This window comes from Actinoplanes sp. NPDC019969 (assembly GCF_055562375.1).
This window is the reverse complement of record NZ_JBVHFK010000009.1, coordinates 214030-235102: the sequence shown is the minus strand read 5'-3', so window position 1 is coordinate 235102 and position 21073 is coordinate 214030. Positions and strand designations below refer to the sequence as shown.

At 71.4% G+C, this 21073-nt stretch carries 15 protein-coding genes and 2 pseudogenes; 6 read left to right on the top strand and 11 right to left on the bottom strand.

The window, feature by feature from the left end:
• Window positions 1-69 precede the first annotated feature (69 nt).
• Together ACZ3II_RS26750 and ppdK are read left to right on the top strand one after the other, a co-directional pair.
• Window positions 70-759, top strand: a complete 690-nt coding sequence (locus ACZ3II_RS26750; RefSeq protein ID WP_465520484.1) for a hypothetical protein — start codon at window positions 70-72, stop codon at window positions 757-759.
• Window positions 760-1136: 377 nt separating this feature from the next.
• A complete protein-coding gene (gene ppdK, locus ACZ3II_RS26745) occupies window positions 1137-3815 on the top strand; it encodes a pyruvate, phosphate dikinase (RefSeq protein WP_465520483.1) in 2679 nt (892 codons plus the stop codon).
• A 197-nt stretch (window positions 3816-4012) separates the two neighbouring features.
• Here ppdK and ACZ3II_RS26740 read toward each other — a convergent pair whose 3' ends face one another.
• Complete coding sequence (locus tag ACZ3II_RS26740) at window positions 4013-5533, bottom strand: hypothetical protein (protein WP_465520482.1); 1521 nt, start codon at window positions 5531-5533, stop codon at window positions 4013-4015.
• Between the two features lie 796 nt (window positions 5534-6329).
• Here ACZ3II_RS26740 and ACZ3II_RS26735 point away from each other — a divergent pair.
• Complete coding sequence (locus tag ACZ3II_RS26735; RefSeq protein ID WP_465520481.1) at window positions 6330-6944, top strand: YceI family protein; 615 nt, start codon at window positions 6330-6332, stop codon at window positions 6942-6944.
• A gap of 63 nt (window positions 6945-7007) precedes the next feature.
• Here the strand turns inward: ACZ3II_RS26735 and recQ are convergent, their stop codons facing one another.
• From recQ to ACZ3II_RS26720, 3 genes are read right to left on the bottom strand one after another with little or no spacing between them, the layout of a single operon-like run.
• Window positions 7008-9068, bottom strand: coding sequence for a DNA helicase RecQ (recQ, locus tag ACZ3II_RS26730; RefSeq protein ID WP_465520480.1), 2061 nt, complete (start codon window positions 9066-9068; stop codon window positions 7008-7010).
• Between the two features lie 36 nt (window positions 9069-9104).
• Window positions 9105-11042 carry a SpoIIE family protein phosphatase gene (locus ACZ3II_RS26725; protein ID WP_465520479.1) on the bottom strand — a complete coding sequence of 646 codons (1938 nt, stop codon included), beginning with the start codon at window positions 11040-11042 and terminating at the stop codon, window positions 9105-9107.
• Window positions 11043-11092: 50 nt separating this feature from the next.
• On the bottom strand, window positions 11093-11752 hold the full coding sequence (locus tag ACZ3II_RS26720) for a GTP cyclohydrolase II (RefSeq protein WP_465520478.1): 660 nt from the start codon (window positions 11750-11752) through the stop codon (window positions 11093-11095).
• 97 nt (window positions 11753-11849) lie between these two features.
• Here ACZ3II_RS26720 and ACZ3II_RS26715 point away from each other — a divergent pair, with 97 nt between their 5' ends.
• On the top strand, window positions 11850-12593 hold the full coding sequence (locus ACZ3II_RS26715) for a RibD family protein (protein WP_465520477.1): 744 nt from the start codon (window positions 11850-11852) through the stop codon (window positions 12591-12593).
• Here the strand turns inward: ACZ3II_RS26715 and ACZ3II_RS26710 are convergent.
• From ACZ3II_RS26710 to ACZ3II_RS26685, 6 genes and pseudogenes are all read right to left on the bottom strand, one after another.
• Window positions 12569-13627 carry a lysylphosphatidylglycerol synthase transmembrane domain-containing protein gene (locus tag ACZ3II_RS26710; RefSeq protein ID WP_465520476.1) on the bottom strand — a complete coding sequence of 353 codons (1059 nt, stop codon included), beginning with the start codon at window positions 13625-13627 and terminating at the stop codon, window positions 12569-12571. The genes ACZ3II_RS26715 and ACZ3II_RS26710 overlap by 25 nt on opposite strands.
• Window positions 13628-13783: 156 nt before the next feature.
• Complete coding sequence (locus ACZ3II_RS26705; RefSeq protein ID WP_465520475.1) at window positions 13784-14704, bottom strand: class I SAM-dependent methyltransferase; 921 nt, start codon at window positions 14702-14704, stop codon at window positions 13784-13786.
• Between the two features lie 370 nt (window positions 14705-15074).
• A pseudogene (locus ACZ3II_RS26700) lies at window positions 15075-15479 on the bottom strand (glycosyltransferase family 4 protein); the annotation flags it as partial.
• A 963-nt stretch (window positions 15480-16442) separates the two neighbouring features.
• Window positions 16443-16547: pseudogene (locus tag ACZ3II_RS26695) on the bottom strand (glycosyltransferase family 1 protein); the annotation flags it as partial.
• The gene (locus ACZ3II_RS26690) at window positions 16544-16942 is read right to left on the bottom strand and encodes a 6-pyruvoyl trahydropterin synthase family protein (RefSeq protein ID WP_465520474.1); all 399 of its coding nucleotides are present in this window, start codon (window positions 16940-16942) and stop codon (window positions 16544-16546) included. The gene ACZ3II_RS26690 and the pseudogene ACZ3II_RS26695, both read right to left, overlap by 4 nt.
• 58 nt (window positions 16943-17000) lie before the next feature.
• Window positions 17001-17945, bottom strand: coding sequence for a zinc-dependent alcohol dehydrogenase (locus tag ACZ3II_RS26685; RefSeq protein WP_465520473.1), 945 nt, complete (start codon window positions 17943-17945; stop codon window positions 17001-17003).
• A gap of 103 nt (window positions 17946-18048) precedes the next feature.
• Between ACZ3II_RS26685 and ACZ3II_RS26680 the strand changes: the two genes are divergently transcribed.
• Both ACZ3II_RS26680 and ACZ3II_RS26675 read left to right on the top strand, forming a co-directional pair.
• Window positions 18049-18813, top strand: a complete 765-nt coding sequence (locus ACZ3II_RS26680; RefSeq protein ID WP_465520472.1) for a CDP-alcohol phosphatidyltransferase family protein — start codon at window positions 18049-18051, stop codon at window positions 18811-18813.
• 70 nt (window positions 18814-18883) lie between these two features.
• Window positions 18884-20245 carry a tetratricopeptide repeat protein gene (locus tag ACZ3II_RS26675; RefSeq protein WP_465520471.1) on the top strand — a complete coding sequence of 454 codons (1362 nt, stop codon included), beginning with the start codon at window positions 18884-18886 and terminating at the stop codon, window positions 20243-20245.
• A 44-nt stretch (window positions 20246-20289) separates the two neighbouring features.
• On the opposite strand, the gene ACZ3II_RS26670 is transcribed toward ACZ3II_RS26675, so the two are convergent.
• Window positions 20290-20799: a hypothetical protein gene (locus tag ACZ3II_RS26670; RefSeq protein ID WP_465520470.1), complete on the bottom strand. Its 510-nt coding sequence runs from the start codon at window positions 20797-20799 to the stop codon at window positions 20290-20292.
• Between the last annotated feature and the right edge of the window lie 274 nt (window positions 20800-21073).

Sequence of the window (21073 nt, the reverse complement as noted above, 5' to 3'; positions counted from 1 at the left end):
CTGGTCCACGCGTACCGGGAAAGGCTCGTGTTTTTCTGGCTGCGCTCCGTGTTCTGGCAGGATGGCCGGATGCTCGTGACCGCCAGATCCCTCCGTGCCGCTGTCGGGGCCGTGTGTGCCCTGGTCCTGGCGGCCGGGTGCAGCTCCTCCGACGGCGAGCCGGACGCCGGGCTGATCACTGTCACCACCATGCGGGGCGCGTTCCTGCAGCCCGCCGAGATCGGGCCGGCCTGGGCCGCGCCGCAGCAGAGCGCCGACCCGCAGCAGATGGTGAGCTTCTGCGGCGGGACCAGCAAGCCGCCGCAGGCGCCGCCGGGCGCGGAGATCGTGTCGGCGGCCGCGGCAGACGAGGGGGAGAAGGGCGCGCAGACGCTGCAGCAGACGGCGCTCGTCTACGCCGACGAGGCCAGCGCGACGGCCGGGCTGTCGCTGCTGAAGACGGTCGCCGAGCAGTGCCCGAAGTCGGCGGAGGTGCCGGCGACGGTGACGGCCGACCGCAACGAGCCCGCGTACACCGAGACGGCCGAGTTCCGGGATCTGAACGAGGGCGCCTGGTCCGGGTTCGTGATCGTGCGGCACAAGCTGTACGAGTCGCAGCACCCGGGCACCGCCGACACCGCCGTGGCCGTGCTGCGCACCCGCAACGTGGTGCTGGTCGACAGCTACGCCCTCTACCGCCTCGACAACGCGTCGGCGTCGCCGAACTTCGAGGCGGACTGGCAGCGGCTCGTCGGATCCGTCGTGCAGCGGGTCGGCTGATACTTCCGGAGGCGGTCCGGCCCTCCGGGATGGACAGCGTGCCGAACGTCGTCTAATGTTCGCGGTGCGCCGTTGCGAGTTCTTCCCCCGTGGAATTCGCAGCGGCGCCCTTATTTTTTGCCGTGAACCGTCCCGGCGACCCTCCCTCACCACGTGATCAGAAGCAGTCGCGAAAAGGCCATCTAGGCGTACGACTACCGGCTGACCAAGGCCGCTGCGCGTTCGTGCGCGGAGAGAGCGCGTACCGATCACGCTTCTCCGCGCCCGTGTGGAAAAAGCCACCGCACTGTTAACTATTCGCTGTACTCATGCTTAGCCTTACGAATCCCAGGGCAGGAACTGATGTCCGCCGCGGATTCTTAACCGGAGGTAGTGGCATGACGTTCGTCTACGACTTCGCCGAGGGCAACAAGGACCTCAAGGATCTGCTGGGTGGCAAGGGCGCCAATCTCGCGGAGATGACGAACCTGGGCCTGCCCGTGCCTCCCGGCTTCACCATCACCACCGAGGCGTGCCAGCAGTACCTGCGCAACGGCACGCACGCCGACGGTCTCGCCGGCGAGATCGACGAGCATCTCGCCACGCTCGAGTCCACGATGGGCCGGCGGCTCGGCGACCCGGCCGACCCACTGCTCGTGTCCGTGCGGTCCGGGGCGAAGTACTCGATGCCCGGCATGATGGAGACCGTTCTCAACGTCGGGCTCAACGACGAGTCGGTGGCCGGGCTGTCCCGGCAGGCCGGCGGCAACGACCGGTTCGCCTGGGACTCGTACCGGCGCCTCATCCAGATGTTCGGCAAGACCGTGTGCGAGGTGCCCGGCCACGAGTTCGAGGACGCGCTGCACGAGGCGAAGACGGCCAAGGGCGTGCGGGACGACGTGCAACTGGATGCCGAGGATCTGCGGGCACTCGTCACGGCGTACAAGAAGGTCTTCGTCAAACACACCGGCCACGAGTTCCCGCAAGATCCGCGCGAACAGCTCGACCAGGCCGTCGAGGCCGTCTTCCGGTCCTGGAACGCCGACCGGGCCGTGCTGTACCGCCGCCAGGAACGCATCCCCGCCGACCTCGGCACCGCCGTCAACGTGGTCGCCATGGTCTTCGGCAACCTCGGCTCCGACTCCGGCACCGGCGTCGCCTTCACCCGCGACCCGGCCACCGGCGAGCAGGGCGTGTACGGCGACTACCTGGCCGACGCCCAGGGCGAGGACGTGGTCGCCGGCATCCGCAACACGCTGCCGCTGGCCGATCTGGAACAGCTCGACAAGACGTCCTACGACGAGCTGATGCGGATCATGGCCACCCTGGAGGGCCACTACCGGGACCTGTGCGACATCGAGTTCACCATCGAGCGCGGCAAACTGTGGATGCTGCAGACCCGCGTCGGCAAGCGCACCGCGGCGGCCGCCTTCACCATCGCCGCCCAGCTCGTCGACGAAGGGGTGATCGACCTCGACGAGGCGCTCACCCGGGTCAGCGGGGCCCAGCTCGCGCAGCTGATGTTCCCGCGGTTCGACCTCTCGGATTCCCCGGAGTCGATCACCCGCGGGGTCGGCGCGTCCCCGGGCGCGGCGTACGGCCAGGTCGTCTTCACCTCCCAGCGGGCCGTCGAGGTCGCCGCCGAGGGCAAGCCGGTCATCCTGGTGCGGCGCGAGACCAACCCCGACGACCTGCCCGGCATGATCGCCGCCAACGGCATCCTCACCAGCCGCGGCGGGAAGACCTCGCACGCCGCCGTCGTCGCCCGCGGCATGGGCAAGACCTGCGTCTGCGGCGCCGACACGGTCGAGGTCGGCCAGGACTCCTTCACCGTCGGCTCACACACCGTCCGCGAAGGCGACACGATCTCCCTCGACGGCACCACCGGCCGGGTCTACCTCGGCGAGGTGCCGGTGCGGCCGAGCGAGGTGGTGCAGTACTTCGAAGGGGACCTCGACCCGGCCCAGGCGAACGATCCGCTGGTGGCTGCCGTACACCGGATCCTCACGCACGCCGACGAGAAGCGGCGCCTCACCGTGCGCACCAACGCCGACACCGGAACCGACGCCGCCCGGGCACGGCGTTTCGGCGCCCAGGGCATCGGCCTGTGCCGCACCGAGCACATGTTCCTCGGCGACCGCCGGGAACTCGTCGAACGGCTGATCCTGGCGCGCAACGAGACGGAGCGCAACGAGGCCCTCGCCGCGCTCCAGCCGCTGCAACGGGCCGACTTCCTGGAGATCTTCCGCGAGATGAACGGGCTGCCGGTCACCGTGCGGCTCATCGACCCGCCGCTGCACGAGTTCCTGCCGTCCCTCGAGGAGCTCGCCGTCAAGGTCGCCGTCGCCCACGAGCACGGACAACACGTCGAACACGACGAGCAACTGCTTGCGGCGGTACGGCGGATGCACGAGCAGAACCCGATGCTGGGCCTCCGCGGCGTCCGGCTCGGACTGGTGATCCCCGGACTGTTCGCCATGCAGGTACGGGCCATCGCGGAGGCCGCCGTCGCGCTCGCCGCAGAAGGTGGCAACCCGCGCCCGGAGATCATGGTGCCGCTGGTCGGCGCCGTCCAGGAGCTGGAGACGGTACGGGCCGAAGCCGAGCGGATCATCGCCGAGGTGGTCGGATCCTCCGGCGTCAGCATCCTGATCGGAACGATGATCGAGGTGCCGCGGGCCGCGCTCACCGCCGGGCAGATCGCCGAGGCCGCCGAGTTCTTCTCCTTCGGCACCAACGACCTCACCCAGATGGCGTGGGGGTTCTCGCGCGACGACGTCGAGGGCGCGTTCTTCTGGCGGTACCTGGAGTTGGGGATCTTCGGCATCTCCCCGTTCGAGTCCATCGACGCCGACGGGGTCGGGCGGCTCGTGACGATCGCGGCGGAGGAGGGCCGGGCCGCCCGTCCCGGCCTCAAGCTGGGCGTCTGCGGCGAACACGGCGGCGACCCGGACTCGGTCCACTTCTTCCACCGGGTCGGCCTGGACTACGTGTCGTGCTCCCCGTTCCGGGTGCCGATCGCCCGCCTCGAAGCAGGCCGCGCGGCAGTCGAGTCGGAGGGCTCCGACCACCGCTGAGTGAGCCGGGCGGCGGGTCCGGGGCGGTTCGCTCCGGACCCGCCGCTCTTTCTGTCGCGTCTTTCCTCAGCCGCCCGTCCGCCGGTGTCGGCCTCCGCCGGTGCCGAGCGGGCGCGGCGCTGTGTTGTCCGCACACTCCCGATCGCAATCAACAGATCCATCGGTGGCCCTCTTGGGGCTGGGCGGGTGCGAGCTGGTCAGCCGCGGTCGTGTGGGGCGTCGCGGTAGGCGCCGTCGATCACCGGCGGTGGCGTGGCGCCCGAGGGCCTGGCCTCGATGAAAGCGTCGGCGACCGCGGCGTGCAGCCGCTGCGCGATCCGCGGGCCGCCGGTGGCCAGCAACTCCGGGACGGCATGCTCCAGGATGGCGGCGGCGCGCGGCCAGTCACGGGCGGCGACGTCGGTGAGCAGCCGGGCCGCGTCGGCGGGACGGTGCCGGAACAACAGCACGCAGAACTCCGGCACGGTCTCCGCCGGGCGGTCCAGAAGCGGATGCGGGTCGCCGAAACCCGCGTCGGCGAGGATCAGCAGCGACTCCCGGTCGCCCGCCGCCGTGGCGTCGGCCAGCACCCGGCCGGCCAGGGCCGCCACGATCGGCGTGCCCGCGTTGTGACGGACGATCTCCGCATACGCCGGCAGGCGCTCCGGATCCAGCCCACCGGGAACCGGCTCGGGAACGAGGTCCGCCGCGCCGAGCCGCCGCACCCGCACCGTGCGGGCCGTGATCCGGGCGTGCAGCCGGTAGACGGGGTCGTCGATCGGCAGCTCCGCGCCCCCGAGAACCTGCTCGTTGGCGGAGACCACCGCGGCGTCCACCGGGCCGGCCGGACTCCGGCGCAGGCTCTCGTGGGCGTCGGCCAGCTCCGGATCGGGACGGCAGCACGCCAGGCGCTGGGCCGTGTATCGGTCCGAGGCGTCGCACGCGTAGGCCTGCCGGAACACCGCACCCAACGCCGGCAACCCGGCGAGCAGCGCGAAACCCAGATCCGGCGCCATCGGGAGCATCCCGATCGCGGTGTCGAACCGGGCCCGGTGATCGGGGCGAAGATAGGCCACGGCTTCACGGTCGTGGCCTGCCGAACAGTCCCGCCAGCGCCACGCCCGCATCCGGGTGAGCAGATGCCGCAGCCGGGCCCAGGCCTGCTCCTCACCGTCCAGGTCGCGCTGGCCGACAGCGGCCGCGACCAGCGCACACTGTGCCACAGCCGACTCGCCGGGATCCTCGATCAGGTCGGCGAGGGCGGTTGCGGTGTGCCGGTGGGTTGCGGCGAGTTGCACCACAAAGGTACGGAGGACGCGCCCCAGCGAATGCGGATGCCCCGCCATCGGGGCCGGTGGTGACAGCGCGCTGAGCAGATCAGCGGGCGTGGTGAACAGGTGCCGGCGCGTGTGGCCGACCCACCGCGCATGGATCTCCCGCAGGCAGGCGTCCGCCCGGCCGCGCCCAAGATCGACGGCGTCCGCTCGGCCGTGCCCCACCTTGACGGCATCGGCTCGCCCGTGCCCCACCTCGACGGCGGCGGTGGTCGCCTCGCCGTGGCCGTGGGGCCGTGGCGCGGAGCCCGCAGCGGAGCCCGCAGCGGAAACCGCCGGTGGATGGCGCGCCGGCGGTGCCATCGGCGCGTAGGGCGGTGTGGCCGCGGGACGGCGCGAGGCCGGATCTCCCGCGGTGAGGCTCAGGTACAGAAGGCCGGGCAGATCCTCGACGGTCGCTGCCATGCCGGCCTCCTTGATCGACTTGTGCGTCTTCCTCTTTCGTGCCTCCGGGCGCCTGCTCGCCCCGCGAATGCTACCGGCGGGGTACGACAAAGAACCCCTGCCGACTCTGCCAGCCTGCGGACGTTCCCGGCCGGGTGGAGCCGGTCGGAGGCGGGCGAAAATGTCGGGGGGTGGAGAAGCAGATGTGGGGCGACGAGTTCGGCCAGCTCACCGACCGGTTCGGCATCCCATGGATGGTCAACATCGTCCAGCCGCAGTAAGTCCTGCCGACCAGCCCACGTGTGCCCGGCCGGACCGGGTTCCGCGGCGGCAACCGATGTGGGCGTGCGCCGGACGGCCCGGCCATGCCTCCCTGGTGGCCGCATGCGTGCGGCAGGGCGGCTCGGGTCGCCGGCGGGGATAGCGGAGGGAGATCCCGACAGTTACGGAAGGTTACTGAAATTGGGACGGGATGGCCGGTGTCGTGCTTCCGACGCGGGACGGGAATCGGGGTGAATTGCTCAGGGAATTGCGTTTTGGCTGTTGGGGGAAGTGCGGGCAGGCGGCGCTGCGAGGCTGTTTTGTTGGTAATGGGCGATTTCGGCGCGACCGGTCCACTGTGGTGGCCGACACGTGACGCATTCCTGGGGGTGACTGTCCGAATGGTGTGATGCATAGAATCTCCGCGAAATCAGCATCGGAGAGCCAGGGGGGCTCGTGCGCCGCTGTGCGGTGACGATGCTGCGAGGGGGAGAGCTACGTGACGGTCGAGCGGCCGGTCCGTGAATGGAACGGCCTGATCATCCCCGATCCAGGGGTGTACACGCTGGACGAGGCGCACAAGCGGATCGGATTCGTGGCGCAGCACATGATGGTCAGTCCGATCCGGGGGGAATTCGCCGAGGGGGCGGCGACGATCGTGGTGGGGACGGATCCGCTGCGTTCGTCGATCAGCGCGACCATTCGCGCGGGAAGTATCAACACGCACAATCCGGAGCGGGACGCGCATCTGTCGAGCGCGGATTTCCTGGATGTGGCGCGTTATCCGACGTTGGAGTACCGCAGCACCGGCATCGCCTGGGAGGCCGACACCGATCCCATCTTCAATTGGGCGCGGCTGCGGAACAATCCGCTCGGCCGGCGCGGCACGGTCGCCGATCTGCCGCCGGCGGCGACCCGGGCCTCGGGCCGGTTCGTGATCAAGGGCTATCTGACGGTCAAGGGCGTGACCAGGCCGATCGACATGCACATGGAGTTCGGTGGGGCGCGCCGCGACCCGTACGGGCGGGAGATCTTCGGTTTCAGCGCCACCGCCGAGATCGACCGTGAGGACTACGGCCTGATCTGGAACGTGATGTTGGAGGCCGGCGGCGTCCTGGTCGGCAAGAAGGTCCGCATCGAACTCGCCGGTGAGGCCATCCGCAGTGCCTGAAGCCCGCCCGGGGTGAAAGGCGGGCTTCAGGACGGGGGGCCAAGGCGGGCTTCCGGGTAGGGGTTACTCGTAGCCGGGCTCGCCGAAGAAGTCGGGCTCGGGTGGAAGCGGGATCGCATCATCGTCGTCGGCCACCGCGTACTGCCCCGCCCGCGGAGCTGAGGACCGTGTGGCTGAGGACTGCGGTTCCGCGGACGGGGTGACCACGTCGGCCGGGAAGAGCTGGCCGGGGGAGGGGGCGTCGCCCGGCGAGAGGGTGTCCCCGGGGGAAGGGATGTCGCCGCGGACGACGGTCAGGACCTGGTCGCCGAACTTGGCGAGTTTGCCCTGGCCGACGCCGCTCACCGTGGCCAGCTGGTCGAGGGTCCGCGGGGCCAGCGTGGCGATGCCGCGCAGGGTCGCGTCGTTGAAGATGATGTACGGCGGGACCTGCTGCTCCCGCGCCATCGTCGTCCGCCACGCCCGCAGCCGCTCGAACAGCCCCCCGGCCTCCGGGGAGAGATCCGCAGCCGCCGGTGACGGGGCCGCCCCGGACCGGGACGAGCCGCCGGACCGCGACTTGGCAACCGCCACCTCCCGGCGCATCGGCAGTTGCCGCTCACCGCGCAGGACTTCCCGGCTGCGCTCGGTCAGGACGATCGTCCCGTACTCGCCCTCGACCGCCAGGAACCCCCCGGCCAGCAGCTGCCGCACCACCCCGCGCCACTCGGCCTCCCGCAGGTCCGCGCCGATGCCGAAGACGCTCAGCTCGTCGTGCCGGAACCGGGTCACCTTGTCGGTCTTCTTGCCGAGCAGGATGTCGATGGACTGGCCGGCGCCGAACTTCTGCCCGCGTTCCTTCTGCAGCCGCAGCACCGTGGACAGCAGTTTCTGCGCGGGCACCGTCGCGTCCCACGACTCCGGCGGCGTCAGGCAGGTGTCACAGTTGCCGCAGGACTCGGCGGCGGTCTCGCCGAAGTAGGACAGGATCTGCGAGCGGCGGCAGGTCACGCTCTCGCACAGGGCCAGCATCGCGTCGAGGTGCCGGCCGGCGTTGCGGCGGAACGCGGCGTCCCCCTCCGACCCCTCGATCATCTTGCGCTGCTGGATGACGTCCTGCAGCCCGTACGCCAGCCAGGCGGTCGACGGCAGCCCGTCCCGCCCGGCGCGCCCGGTCTCCTGGTAGTAGCCCTCGAGGGATTTCGGCAGGTCCAGGTGGGCGACGAACCGTACGTCCGGCTTGTCGATCCCCATGCCGAAGGCGATGGTGGCGACCATCACCAGGCCGTCCTCGCGCAGGAAACGGGCCTGGTTGGTGGCGCGGGTCCGGGCGTCCAGCCCGGCGTGGTACGGCAGCGCCGGGATCCCGTTCTGCGACAGGAACTCGGCGTGCTTCTCCACCGACGCGCGGGACAGGCAGTAGACGATCCCGGAATGGCCGGCGTGCTCGCTGCGCAACAGGTCGAGCAGCTGCCGGGACGGGCTGTTCTTCGGCACGATCCGGTACTGGATGTTCGGCCTGTCGAAACTCGCCGTGAAATGCCGGGCGCCGGTCAGCTGGAGCCGGCCGGCGATCTCGTCGCGGGTGGTCGTGGTGGCGGTGGCGGTCAGCGCGATCCGCGGCACGTCCGGCCAGCGCTCGTGCAGCATCGACAGGGCCAGGTAGTCGGGCCGGAAGTCGTGGCCCCACTGCGACACACAGTGTGCCTCGTCGATCGCGAACAGGGAGATCTTGCCGCGGTCCAGGAGCCGCTGCACACCGGCGGTGCCGAGGCCTTCCGGCGCCACATAGAGCATGTCGAGCTCACCGGCGACGAACTCGGCCTCGACGATCCGCCGCTCCTCCAGGTCCTGCGAGGAGTTGAGGAAGTTCGCCCGGACGCCGAGGGCACGCAGCGCGTCCACCTGGTCCTGCATGAGCGCGATCAGCGGCGAGATCACCACGCCGGTGCCGGGCCGCACCAGCGCCGGGATCTGGTAGCACAGCGACTTGCCGCCGCCGGTCGGCATCAGCACCAGCGCGTCGCCACCGGCGATCACGTGATCGACGATGTCGCCCTGCTGCCCACGGAACGATGGGTAGCCGAAAACGCGGTTGAGGGCGTCGATGGCACTGGACACGGGAATGGGGGGCGCCGAAGTCACCCGGCGAAGTCTAGAGAACCGAACGGCGGATCGGATTCACCCTGTGGATGAGAGATCGGTGGACGAGAGGTCTGTGGATGACGGGAGGCCGACCAGGTCGAGGATCCGCTGGGCGGGACTGCCCGGCGGCGCGATCAGCGTCAGCGGCGCCTTCTCCAGCTGATGCTGCGCGGCCACCTCGTGCAGCGCCGAGACGCCCGCGCTGGACAGATGGCCGACCCCGGACAGGTCGACGGTCATCGGCACGGTGCCGCCACGGCTGCGGCGCAACAGCTCCTGGCGTACGGCGGAAGCAGTCACCGCATCCACCGGCCCTTCCACCCGGACCCGCGCCTCGTCGTCCCCCGGAAGCTCGGTGATCGCCAGATCAGCGACGGCCCCTGCCCCGGCGCCCGTCTCGTCGAGGCTGGTCAGCAGGCGTCCTGGACGGCTCAGCGGATGCCGCAGGGTGGCGACCGTGCCGTCCGGGCCCGGCTCCACCCGCAGGCTCTCCACCAGCTGCGCGGTGAGCGCCAGACCCCGGCCGCGCGCCGGTTGCCGTTCCGGCGCCCGCCAGCCGCCGTGATCGGTGACGATGGCCTCGACCACCCCGGACGCCTCCAGCCGGGCCCGGATCTCCACCTTGTCGCCGCCGGCCGCGTGCTCGATGGCGTTGGTGGCCAGCTCACCGATGGCGTGCTGGAGCAGGAAGACGTCGCCGGCGCCGGCGCCGGCCGCGCCCAGCCAGCGGGCGAGCTCGACCCGGGAGCCGCGCAGAGCGGCCGGCTGCGCCGGAAGTTCCAGGACCATCTCGGGTACGGGGGGAACGCGCTGCGCCGCCAGCAGGGTGATGTCGTCGGCGTGCCCACCGAAGCGGACCAGCAGCTCCAGGGTCTGGGTGCAGACCCGTTCGGCGACCGTGGCCGCCGGATCGTGCAGGGCCCGCCCGGCCGCCGCGTCCGCCGCGACCCGGGCCAGCTCACCGTCGGGGTCCGGGCCGGCGCCGGGCCGTTCCAGGATGCCGTCGGTGTAGAGCAGCAGCGTGTCCCCGAGTTCCAGACGGGCCGTCCGCACCGGGAACGTCCCGCCGGTGCCGAGCGGTGTGCCGCGGGTGCCGGGCAGGTACCGGGCCTCGCCGGACGCCGGGATGACCAGCGGCGCCGGATGCCCGGCCGTGCAGTACTCCAGATCTCCGCTGCCCGGGTCGAGCACGGCCAGGCAGACCGTCGCCGCGTACGCCGCACGCACCCGCCGGGCCAGCCGGTCCACCGCCGTCAGCGCCTCCACCACACCGGCCCCGGCGTCGAGCCGTTCCTGCAGCACCGCCCGTAGCTGCCCCATCACCCCGGACGCGGTCACCCCGTGCCCGACGACGTCCCCGGTGATCAGGGCGATCCGCCCGTCCGGTGTGGTGACCGCGTCGAACCAGTCGCCGCCGGCCCGGGTGTCCGCGTCGGCGAGCAGGTAGCCGGCGGCCACCTGCAGGCCGGGCAGCACCGGCAGCCCGGCCGGCAGGAGCTCCCGCTGCAGGGCGTCGATCACCTCCCGGCTCTGCTCGTAGCGTTTCCGCAGCCGGTCCGCCTCCTGCTCGGCGGCCTGCTGCTCGCGGGCCAGGGCGGTGACGTCGAACGCCGCCCCGATCACACCGCGCAGCCCGCCGTCCGGGCGGCGCCACGGGACGATGGTGAACGTGGCGTACATCTCGTGGACCGACCCGTCGGGCTGGTCCAGATGGGCCCGCCACTGCCGGCCCATGATCGGCGTGCCGGTGCGGTAGACCTCGTAGTACGCGTCCACGAACTGCTGACCGGTGAGATCGCTGAGCACGTCCCGGATCGGGCGACCGATCCCGTCGCGTCCGGGCAGGACCGCCCTGGTGGCCGCGTTGTACGCCACCAGCAGCAGGTCCGGCCCTTCACAGACGGCGACGATGAACGGCAGCTGATCGACGGCGGCGATCAGCGCCTCGAGATCGCCCGCTTCCGGTATGTCCACGCCCGCCACCCTGCCATCGTGCCGGTCCGCCCGCCAGAAGGCGCCGGGTGTCACTCGGCCAGGGGGAGTTCGATCGTGTGTGACGTGTGCGACGCCTTCACCGACAGGTACCGCACGTTCGCCGCGGACAGGTGCACCCCGGTCGGGATCCGCTGGGTCACCTCGATGCCGAGATCGGTGAGCTGGCCGGCCTTGTCCGGGTTGTTGCTGAGCAGCCGGACCCGGTCCACGCCGAGGGCCAGCAGCATCTGCGCGGCGGCCGTGTAGTCCCGCTCGTCCTCACCGCGGCCCAGGGCGACGTTCGCCTCGTACGTGTCCAGGCCGTCGTCCTGCAGCGCGTAGGCGTCCAGCTTCGCGTACAACCCGATGCCGCGGCCCTCCTGCCGCAGGTAGAGCAGGAACCCGCCCTGGTCGGCGATCCGCTCCACCGCCTCCCGCAGCTGCGGCCCGCAGTCGCAGCGCTGGCTGCCGAACACGTCCCCGGTCAGGCACTCGCTGTGCGGCCGCACCAGCGGCGCCCGGCCGCCGGCCGCCGACTTGGTCAGGGCCCGTTGCCAGTCGCCGAGACCGAGCGCCAGATGCTCCTTGCCGTCGGCGAGCCCGTCGAACGTCATCACCCGCGCGCTGGTCGTGTAACCGTCGGGAAAACGCAGCGGCACGGTGACCTGCCGCCGGATACTCGCCTTGGTGATCGCCGGGGCTTCGGACATGGGTCCTCCTCATTGGTTCGCGCCGTCAATGCTCTGCCCAGAGATCGCCTTCCGCACACGGGGATAATGGTGAGGACAATCTCTGGAGGCGTCATCAGTGGCTGATCGTCCTTACACCTTGCTCAGTTGTGGCATGTCCATCGACGGATATCTCGACGACGCCTCCGAGGAGCGGCTGCTCCTGTCCAACGACGCCGACTTCGACCGGGTCGACGCGGTCCGCGCCGAGTGCGACGCGATCCTGGTCGGCGCCGCGACGATCCGCCAGGACAACCCGCGTCTGCTGGTGCGCTCCGCGGCCCGCCGCGCCGCCCGGATCGCCCGAGGGGAAGATCCGGACCCGGTGAAGGTCACCGTAACGGGCAGCTGCCACCTCGACCCCGAGGCGTCGTTCTTCACCACGGGTGCGGCGGACAAGCTGGTCTACTGTGCGACGCCCGCGGCCGGCGACGCCCGTGAGCGGCTCGGCGACCGGGCGACAGTCGTCGACGGCGGTGATCCGGTCGACGTCCGGCTCGTCACGGCCGACCTGGCCGCGCGCGGCATCCGGCGGCTGATGGTCGAGGGCGGCGGCCGGATGCACACCCAGTTCCTCACCGCCGGGCTGGCCGACGAGTTGCAGCTGGTGGTGGCCCCGTTCTTCGTCGGTGACTCGCGGGCGCCCCGGTTCGTGCACGACGGCGACTTCCCGTGGACCTCCCGCCACCGGGCGACCCTCGCCGAGGTCCGCCCGATCGGCGACGTGGTGCTGCTGCGGTACGCGCTGTCGGAGCGGTTCGGGGAGGACTTCGCCGGCGGACATGGTGAACGGCTGGATCAAGCCGCGACGCTCCCGGAGTAAGCGGGCTGCCGCACCGGGAGCGGCAGGACGATCGGCTGCGGCAGGACGACCGGCTGCGGCACGGCGACCGGCTGCGGCGGCACCACGGCGGCGACCAGCGGCTTCCTCGTCTCGGCGCGGCGCGCGACCAGCCGTACCACCAGGATCGCCGCACCCGGGAGCGCCGCGACGAAAGCCAGAATGCCGTACGCCACCGCGATCGTCAGACCCTGCGCCGCGCTCAGGCCCGCCGCGCCGAACGCCCAGGCCATCACGCCTTCGCGCGGGCCCCAGCCGCCGATGTTCACCGGCAGGCCCATCGCGATCAGCGCCAGCAGCAGCAGCGGCGCCAGCTCCAGCAGCGAGGCGGAGGTGCCGGCCGCGTACGCCGCCACCAGGAACGTCGCCAGATGCCCGGCCAGCACCGCCGCCGACGCCACCAGCACGCCCGGCCCGTTGCGCCGCGACAGCAGCCCCGCGCGGATCTCCGCCAGGCCGGTGCGGGCCTTCGCGCTGCCCCGGTTCCGCAGGGCGCGCATGCCGAGGAAGACCAGGACGCCGGCCGAGGCGACGCTCGCGGCCACCGCGGCGACCTGCGATCCGTGCGCCTTCAGGAGATCAAGAACGGGTGAGGGTACGGAGAACAGCACCGCCGCCCCGACTCCCAGCAGCACCAGCTGCCCTGCCGTACGTTCCAGGACCACCGCCCGGACCCCACGCCCCAGGTCGCCCTCATCCCTGCCGTGCCGCACCGCGCGCCCGACGTCACCGAGGATCCCGCCCGGCAGCGCCGCGTTCAGGAACAGCGCCTGGTAGTAGTCGGCGGTCGCGTCCTTCAGCGTCAGCCTCATGCCGAGCCCGCGCGCCACCAGGCACCACCGCCACGCGCTGAGGACCGTGGTCGCCGCACCGATCGCCAGCGCCGCCAGCAGCGCGCCCCCATCCAGGACCCGCATGCCGTCCAGGAACGCGCCGGTCCCGAGTCGCCACAGCACCAACGCCAGAATCCCGGCGCCACCCAGCAGCCGCAGCCACGCCCAGATCGATCGGTTCACGGTTCCAGTCCCCTCGTCGCTTTCAGGAACTAGTACGCCCGTGCCGTGGCCCGCGGTTCACTTGATGATCGTGTTCACCCGAAGATCGGTGTTCCGCCTTCTTCCGCGTGTTGAGTTCGGCCGTCATGCACGCCCGAACTCAACACGCTCGGGTTGTCAGTCGAAGGTGGCGAGCAGATCCGCGTGGCCGACGGAAGCCTGCGGGAGGGCGGCCAGACGGCGGTCCAGGTAGTCGCCGAGCGGCAGGTCCGGGCGCTGCTCGCGCGCCGCGCCGACCCAGCCGCGCAGCCACTCCACGGTCAGTGCGGGGTGCTCCGGGCCCAGACGCCAGGGACTCGGGCGTACGGTCACCCGCGCGCCCGCCCTCCGGAACGCCTCCGCCGCGACCTCCGGGGCGTCCGGGCCGAGCAGGCGGCGGCCGTCGTGCGTACGCCGCTGGTGCTCGTTGAAAGCCGCCACCACCTGCGCGTCCAGGGGATCCTCCGGCGTCAGCCGCACCTCGCCGGTCACCGACAGGGTGAACAGCACTGTCACCCGGGCCTCGGCGCAGACCGCCGCCAGCCGTTCCACCTCACCGGCCGTGAGCAGGTCCAGCAGCGCCGAACAGGTCACCAGATCGGTGCCCGCGAGGTCGGCCGCGGTCAGATCCGTCACGTTCAGCTGTTGCGTGCGCACGGTCGTGCCGTCGGGCATCCCGGCCGCGGCCCTCCGGAGCAGCGCCGGATCCAGATCGGTCATGATCCAGTGCTGGGGTGTGCCCAGGTGCGGGGACAGCCACCTGCCGAGCGAACCGGTTCCGCAGCCCAGGTCGCGGACCGTCCGTACCGTCTCCGGCAACTGCCCCACCAGATCGAGCGCCCGCGCGGCGGCGTCCGCGGGCTCCCGCAGGTCCAGCCAGGTGGCACTGAACTCGCCGGCCGGTTCACCGCCGGGCCCGGTCTCGCTGAACGTCCCCAGTTCGCCGGCCGCGGCGTCGCGCGGCCCGGCTCCCGGCAGCGGCCCGTTCAACCTGCCGGCCCCGTCGCCGTCGGTCGCCGCGCGCCGGCCTGTCTCGATCCTGCCGTGCACCTCGGTCATCGGAAAACCTCCGTGGAAACCCCCGGCTTCAGCCGTGGGGAGGAAACGGAATCCCTGCGGAGCAGGGCAGGGAAAGCCGATCCGCCGCCGAGGCGGATAGGCGTCACCACGAGCGGGGCGTGACTTGCCGCAGCCTCGTGATGAAGCATCGGCGCCGCGAGGGCGACCTCGACACGGCGGAGCGTAACCGTGCCGGTGCTGACGATGTCAGACATGCGAGTCACCGTTCTTGGACAGCGGGTCGGGTGCTATCTGAGCTGGGAAATCCTCGGATTCATCCGTGGGGATGGCGTTAAGGTCGTGCCTCCCTCGGCATCGTCGCTCTCGTCAGGCGTGCGGCTCGGTATTCGCGGGACCCGTTCGCGCCAGGTCAGTGTTCGCCGGAAGTGGCGAGTCCATCCAGCACCTCCCGGAGGAGCCGGGCGGTCTCGTCCCAGCCGGTCAGTTCCGCGCGGCGGGCCAGGGCGTGGCGGCGCCAGCGTTCCCGCAGATCGGGGTCGGTCAGCCAATCACGCAGGGCGGCGGCCAGCGCCTCCGGATCGTCCGGGGGGATCAGGCGGCCGGGGATGCCGCCGTCCGGGGCGGCGCCGAGCGCCTCCGGCACGCCGCCGACATCCGCGGCCACCACCGGGAGTCCGCGGGCCAGGGCTTCGGTCACGACCATGCCGTACGTCTCCGCCCGCGACGGCAACACGAACAGATCCGCGTTCGCATAGACATCGTCCAGCGCGTCTCCACTGAGCGCCCCGACAAACCGCACACAGTTCCCATTGTTCCGGTCGTTCCCGCCATTCCGGTCGTTCCCACTGTTCCCGTCGTTCCCGCTGTTCCCGTTCCGGTCGTTCCCGCCGTTCCGGTCGTTCCCACGATTCCGGTCTTTCCCGGCGGCGTTTCCGGCGTTGCCGTTTCCCGCCGGATCTTGGGCGGTGGTTTCCCTTGGGGAGCGGTCGGTCGTCCAAGATCGGGAGATGTCGTCGGCGGTGTCCTTCGCGCTGTCCGGGAACGTTGAGCCGGCGTCGGAAAGGGTGAGGGTCGCGGGTGGGGTGAGAGTGGAGTTCGGGAGGTTGCCGGCGCCGGCGACGGTGCACGTCCACGGCAGGCCGGCGGGGAGCCGGTGGAGGGCGTCGAGCAGCAGGTCCTGGCCCTTGCGGTGGGTCAGCGACGCCACGTTGAGCAGGCGGTGACCGGTCGGGGAAGGGGCTGCCGGGGGTGCGGGGTCGACACCCGGGGGGATGGCGTGGACGCCGGAGATGCCGTGGAGTTCCTCGACGCGGCGGGCGGCGGGTGTGCTGGTGGCGATCACCGTGGTGGCCAGGCGCAGGGTTCGGGACTCCAGGGCCCGCAGCTCGGCGGCCTCGGAGGCGGGCAGGCCCGTCTCGTCGCTGAGCGGCAGGTGAACCAGGACGGCGAGCATGAGGCGGGCGGCGTGCGGTTCCAGCAGGTCCGGTACGCCACAGGCGATCAGGCCGTCGATGAGGACCACCGCGCCGTCGGGGATGGCACGGAGCGCGTCGGCGAGAGCCTTGCGGGCGGTCTGTTCCGGGCGGGGCCACGAACCAGGGATCAGCGACTCCGGGATCCCGTCGACGGCCCGGTCCGGAGGTGCGGCTGCGGGAGTGGGATCCGCGCGCGGGCGGTCCTCGGCGGTGGCACGGCCGGCGGGGGGAGCGGCGTGGTGAGGGCAGGGTGGGGGAGTGTGCTCCGGGCGTACCGCCGCAAGGGTTCGATCTCGGGGGGTGGCCGTGAGGTGGCGGAGGACCTCGCGGTCGTAGCGATTGCCGCCGCTCGGTGCTGCCGGGTCGTCGACGGACGCCGGCAGCACCGCGAACAGCGGGTGGGTCACAGGGTGCGCTCGTAGGACGCCCACGCGATGTGCGACTCGTGCAGGGTCACCGAGATGCCGGTGAGGCCGGTGGCGCCCGGGCCCAGCTCGCCGGCGTTCGCGCGGACGGCCAGGCGGTCGGCGATCACCTTGGCCAGGAACTCCGTCGACGTGTTGACGCCGGAGAACTCCGGGTCGTCGTCGAGGTTGCGGTAGCTGAGCCCGGAGCAGATGGTGTGCAGCTGCTCGCTCGCCCGGCCGATGTCCACCACGATGTTGTCGTCGTCCAGCTCCGGGCGGCGGAACGTGGCGTCCACGACGAACGTGGCGCCGTGCAGGCGCTGGGCCGGTCCGAAGACCTCGCCGGAGAAGCTGTGCGCGATCATGATGTGGTCGCGGACGGTGACGCTGAACAAGGGCTCGTCTCCTCTGTGGGGTTGCGGGGCGTAGTACGGGTACCCGGCGGTCAAAAGATCAAATCGGGTAGTCGATCACATGGCAGAGGGCCTCCAGGCTGCCGTCGGCCAGGGCGGGAAGAACCGTCGGCAGTTCGTCGAACGGGCTGTGGCCGGTGGTCAGGGCGTCGAAGCGGGGGTCTTTGAGCAGGTCAAGGGCTACTCCCAGTCGCTGAGCGTAGTCGCGGTGCCGGGTGGGGGAGATGCCGCCGACCTGGCTGCTGCGGATCGTGAGCCGCTTGGAGTGGAAAAACTCCCCCAAAGGGACAGATATCCGGTTATCGCCGAACCAGCTGAGTTCGACGAGGGTGCCCTCGGCTCTCAACAGCTCGAGTCCTCTGGCCAAGCCTTTTTCCGTGGCGCTGGCGTGGATGACGATGTCGCGCTCGACGGCTGCTTGATCAGGGTGCGCAAATCCGACATGTATTGATTTAGCGATCTCTTCTCGTGCGGGGTCGATGTCCACGAGCTGCACGTCCGTCGCGGGCAACCCGGCCAGGACCGCCGCGACCGACGACCCGACCATCCCGCCGCCGATGACCGTGATCCGGTCGCCGATCTGCGGGGCGGCGTCCCACACCGCGTTCACCGCCGTCTCCACCGTCCCGGCCAGCACCGCCCGCGCCGGGGGAACCTCGTCCGGGACGACGGTCACCGCGCTCACCGGCACGACGTAGTGCGTCTGATGCGGGAACAGGCAGAAGACGGTCCGGCCCAGCAGATCGGCCGGACCGGCCTCGACGACGCCGACATTGAGATAGCCGTACTTGACCGGTGCCGGGAAATCGCCGTCCTGGAACGGCGCGCGCATGGCCGCCCACTGGCTCTCCGGGACCCGGCCCTGGAACACCAGCGTCTCGGTGCCCCGGCTCACCCCGGAGTGCAGTGTGCGGACCCTCACCTCCCCTTCGGAGGGATCGGCCACGTGCTCGGCGCGTATCTCCCCGGCTCCGGGGGAAGTCATCCAGAAGGCTCTGGGCAAGGTTCGTCCTCCATAGCTGAACCAAAGGGCCCCGGAGAGCGTGTCAATCGGGGACAGCGGCTAAACCCTACGTCCAGGAGGAACGGTGACCATCAGTACCGCCACGACCACGACGAGTCCGTCCCGGGCTCCGCTGGCCGGGTTCGCCGCCCAGCTCCTGCTGCTGGCCGTTCTCGCCCTGACGATCGGTCTCAGCACGTGGGGTTGGGCCGCCGGGGTGCTGTACGGGGCCGTCCTGTGCGGTCTGCTCGCCCTCGCCCTGCAGCGTGCCGGGATGACCACGCTCGGATGGGCGAATTCGGTCACGTTCGGCCGGGCCATCCTCACCGGCGGGGTCACCGCGATGATCGCCGGCTCGGGCGCGCCGGACCTGCTGATCGCCGGGATCGCCGGGATCGCCCTGGCCATGGACGGGGTCGACGGGCAGGTGGCCCGGCGTACCGGCACCACCACCTCGCTCGGCGCCCGCTTCGACATGGAGATCGACGCCTTCCTGATCCTGGTGCTCAGCCTCGCTGCCGCCGCCGAATTCGGCTGGTGGGCCGTCGCCATCGGCGCCTTCCGGTACGCGTTCGTCGCCGCGTCGTGGGCGCTGCCCTGGCTGAACGCCCCGCTGCCGCCGAAGTTCAGCCGCAAGGTCGTCGCCGCCCAGCAGGGCGTGATGCTCGCCGTCGTGGTCAGCGGCCTGCTGCCGACGGTGGTCGCCGTGGCCGCCCTGATGATCGCGCTCGGCTCGCTGACCTGGTCGTTCGGCCGTGACATCGCCTGGCTGTACCAGGCCTCCCGAGTCCGCGACGCCGCCCGCAGCCGCTGGTCCGCCCCACGCCGGGAGCACGCACTCGCCCGCTGACGTGCCGTCGATGGCCGGATGACCGTTTTGCGGGGTGGTGTAGCGCGCTGTCGGAAGGCAGCATGTCCGGGTGCCCGAGAATGCCGCATTTCCGCAACTCCGTCAGCGTGCCGACGCCCTCGCCGAAGCCGGCAACCCGGACGGGGCCGTCGCCCTCCTCGAACGCGCTGTCGAACTCGGCCGGACCCGGCTCGCCGAAGGCGACCCCGAACTGCTGGCCACGATGCGGCAGCTCGCGGGGTTGCACGTACGGGCGGACGATCCGATGTCGGCCCGCCGGGTTCTGGAAGAGGCCCTGGAGGCGCGGCAGCGGGCCGGGGAGCCGGACGAACTCACCGTGATGCTGGCGTACGACCTCGCGGTGGTCGCTCAGGAACTGGCGAACCGGCATGTGGCGCGGACCAACTTCGCGATGGTGGCGGAGTTCGGGCCGGGACTGCTGGGGGTGGATCATCCGGCGGTGGTGCAGGCCCGCACCTACCTGGAACCGGAGACTCCCGCCGTTCCGCCACCGCCGCAGCCCACGCCTGCTCCGATCCCGCCCGTTCCAGCCGCGCCCGTTCCAGCCGCGCCCGTTCCAGCCGCGCCCGTTCCGGTTCCTGCCGCTCCAGCCCCGGCCGCTCCGGTTCCGGCCGCTCCGGCTCCGGTCCTCCCCGCCCCGGCAATCCCCGCGCCAGGTCCGGCCTTCGAGCAGCGGCAGCCGACGGCGGCGCAATCGCGGCGTACCTGGGTGCTCGCCGGAGTCACCGTGTTGTCGTTGACCGTCGCGGTGGTCGCGGTCTTCGCCCGGCTTCCCGGCGGATCGGAACCCGCCGAGGCCGGTCAGACCGCTGTCGCCGCGGCACCTTCCTCCGCGGCCCCGGAGTCCGGTGCTCTCTCCGCCTCCGCGCTGCCGGCCCCGGCGCTGACCACGGCGCCCAAGTCCGTTGCGGCTTCGGCGCCCGCGCCCGCCGCGACGACACCGCGGACAACAGCCGCCACCACCCCGGCGGCCCCGGCGCGGACCACTGCGGCGACCGGAGCGGCGACGGCGGCCACGGTACGGACCCGCATCGTCTCTCCCGCGAACAACAGCGCTGTCCCGTGGCCGTTCGACGCGAAGTTCACCGTGTCCGCTGCCGACGCGGCGGCCACCGGCACCGTGGTGTCACTGTCGATCTGCATCGCCGGCCGCTGCTACCTGGACGGGAAGCTGGACATCCACGGCAGCGAGGTGGCCCCGTACACCGTGTATCTGGGGTCGACCAAGCCGGAGGGTACGGGTGTGCCCTGGAAACTGCGGCTCGACCGGATCGCCGGCGGAACCTACGACAGGCTCGTCGCCGAACGGAACGCGGCCATCGCGGACGGCACGTGGGGCGACAAGGGAACCCGGATGGGCGCGCTGAACCCCACCCCGATCAGCACCCTGACGGTGACCAAGGCCGGTTAGCCGTTTCCGGTGTGTGGAGTTCGGCCGCCATGCACGCCCGAACTTCACACGCCGAAGGTGTTCCGGAGGCGGGCACGTCGCGGGCGGATGGAACCCCCGTACAGGTGAGTGCGGTGGTCGACGTCGTGGCCGGGTGTGCCGGAAAGCTCTCGGCCGTGCGCGAGGTGCACCGTCCAGCTCTCGTAGTACCAGCTCGGATTGCAGGGACACTCCGTGTGCCGGCGGCGGAAGTTGGCCCGGTACCGTGCGGTCTCCCCGGGCCGCAGGACGAACAGGCGGGCCGGCAGCTCGTGCCGGGGGTACGCCGCGATCACCGGCAGCCGTTCCACCCGCCACGCGGCGCCCTCCGGCGTGAGGCGCAGGCCGATCCGCTCGGTGTCGCCGGACCAGACCTCGGCCCGGGGCTGGTATCCGGCTTCGTCGGCGGCGAGGACCTCGTGAACGATCACCTCGCCGTCCGGGAGCCGGCTGGGCAGAGGGATCAGGCGGTCGAGGCCACGGCGGGCGTTCGCTTCTCGCGCTCCCCGCGATGCGGGACCCCACCGGACGCGCACCCGCTGAATCGTGACCACGCCACACCATGACGCACCGCGCCCCCGCATCACCACCGCGTTTCCCGGTGCCCTACCGCTATCCCGTGTTTCCGGGCGCCCACCGCTATCCCGTTCCGGTCGGCCGGCGGACGGAAAAGTCTGGAGAGCCGGGAGAACCGGGAGAACCGGAGGAGGCGGGAAGGCCGGGAGGATAGGGAGAGCCGGGAAATCCGATAAGACCAGAAAAGCCGGAGGAACGGGGAGGGCGGGAAGGCTCGCGGAGCGTACCCCGCAA

Excerpts from the sequence above, each read along its gene's own strand:
- ACZ3II_RS26750 (WP_465520484.1), top strand. The coding sequence starts at position 70 with ATGCTCGTGACCGCCAGATCCCTCCGTGCCGCTGTCGGGGCCGTGTGT.
- ppdK (WP_465520483.1), top strand. The coding sequence starts at position 1,137 with ATGACGTTCGTCTACGACTTCGCCGAGGGCAACAAGGACCTCAAGGAT.
- ACZ3II_RS26705 (WP_465520475.1), bottom strand. The coding sequence starts at position 14,704 with ATGACCGAGGTGCACGGCAGGATCGAGACAGGCCGGCGCGCGGCGACC.
- ACZ3II_RS26685 (WP_465520473.1), bottom strand. The coding sequence starts at position 17,945 with ATGACTTCCCCCGGAGCCGGGGAGATACGCGCCGAGCACGTGGCCGAT.
- ACZ3II_RS26740 (WP_465520482.1), bottom strand. The coding sequence starts at position 5,533 with ATGGCAGCGACCGTCGAGGATCTGCCCGGCCTTCTGTACCTGAGCCTC.
- ACZ3II_RS26720 (WP_465520478.1), bottom strand. The coding sequence starts at position 11,752 with ATGTCCGAAGCCCCGGCGATCACCAAGGCGAGTATCCGGCGGCAGGTC.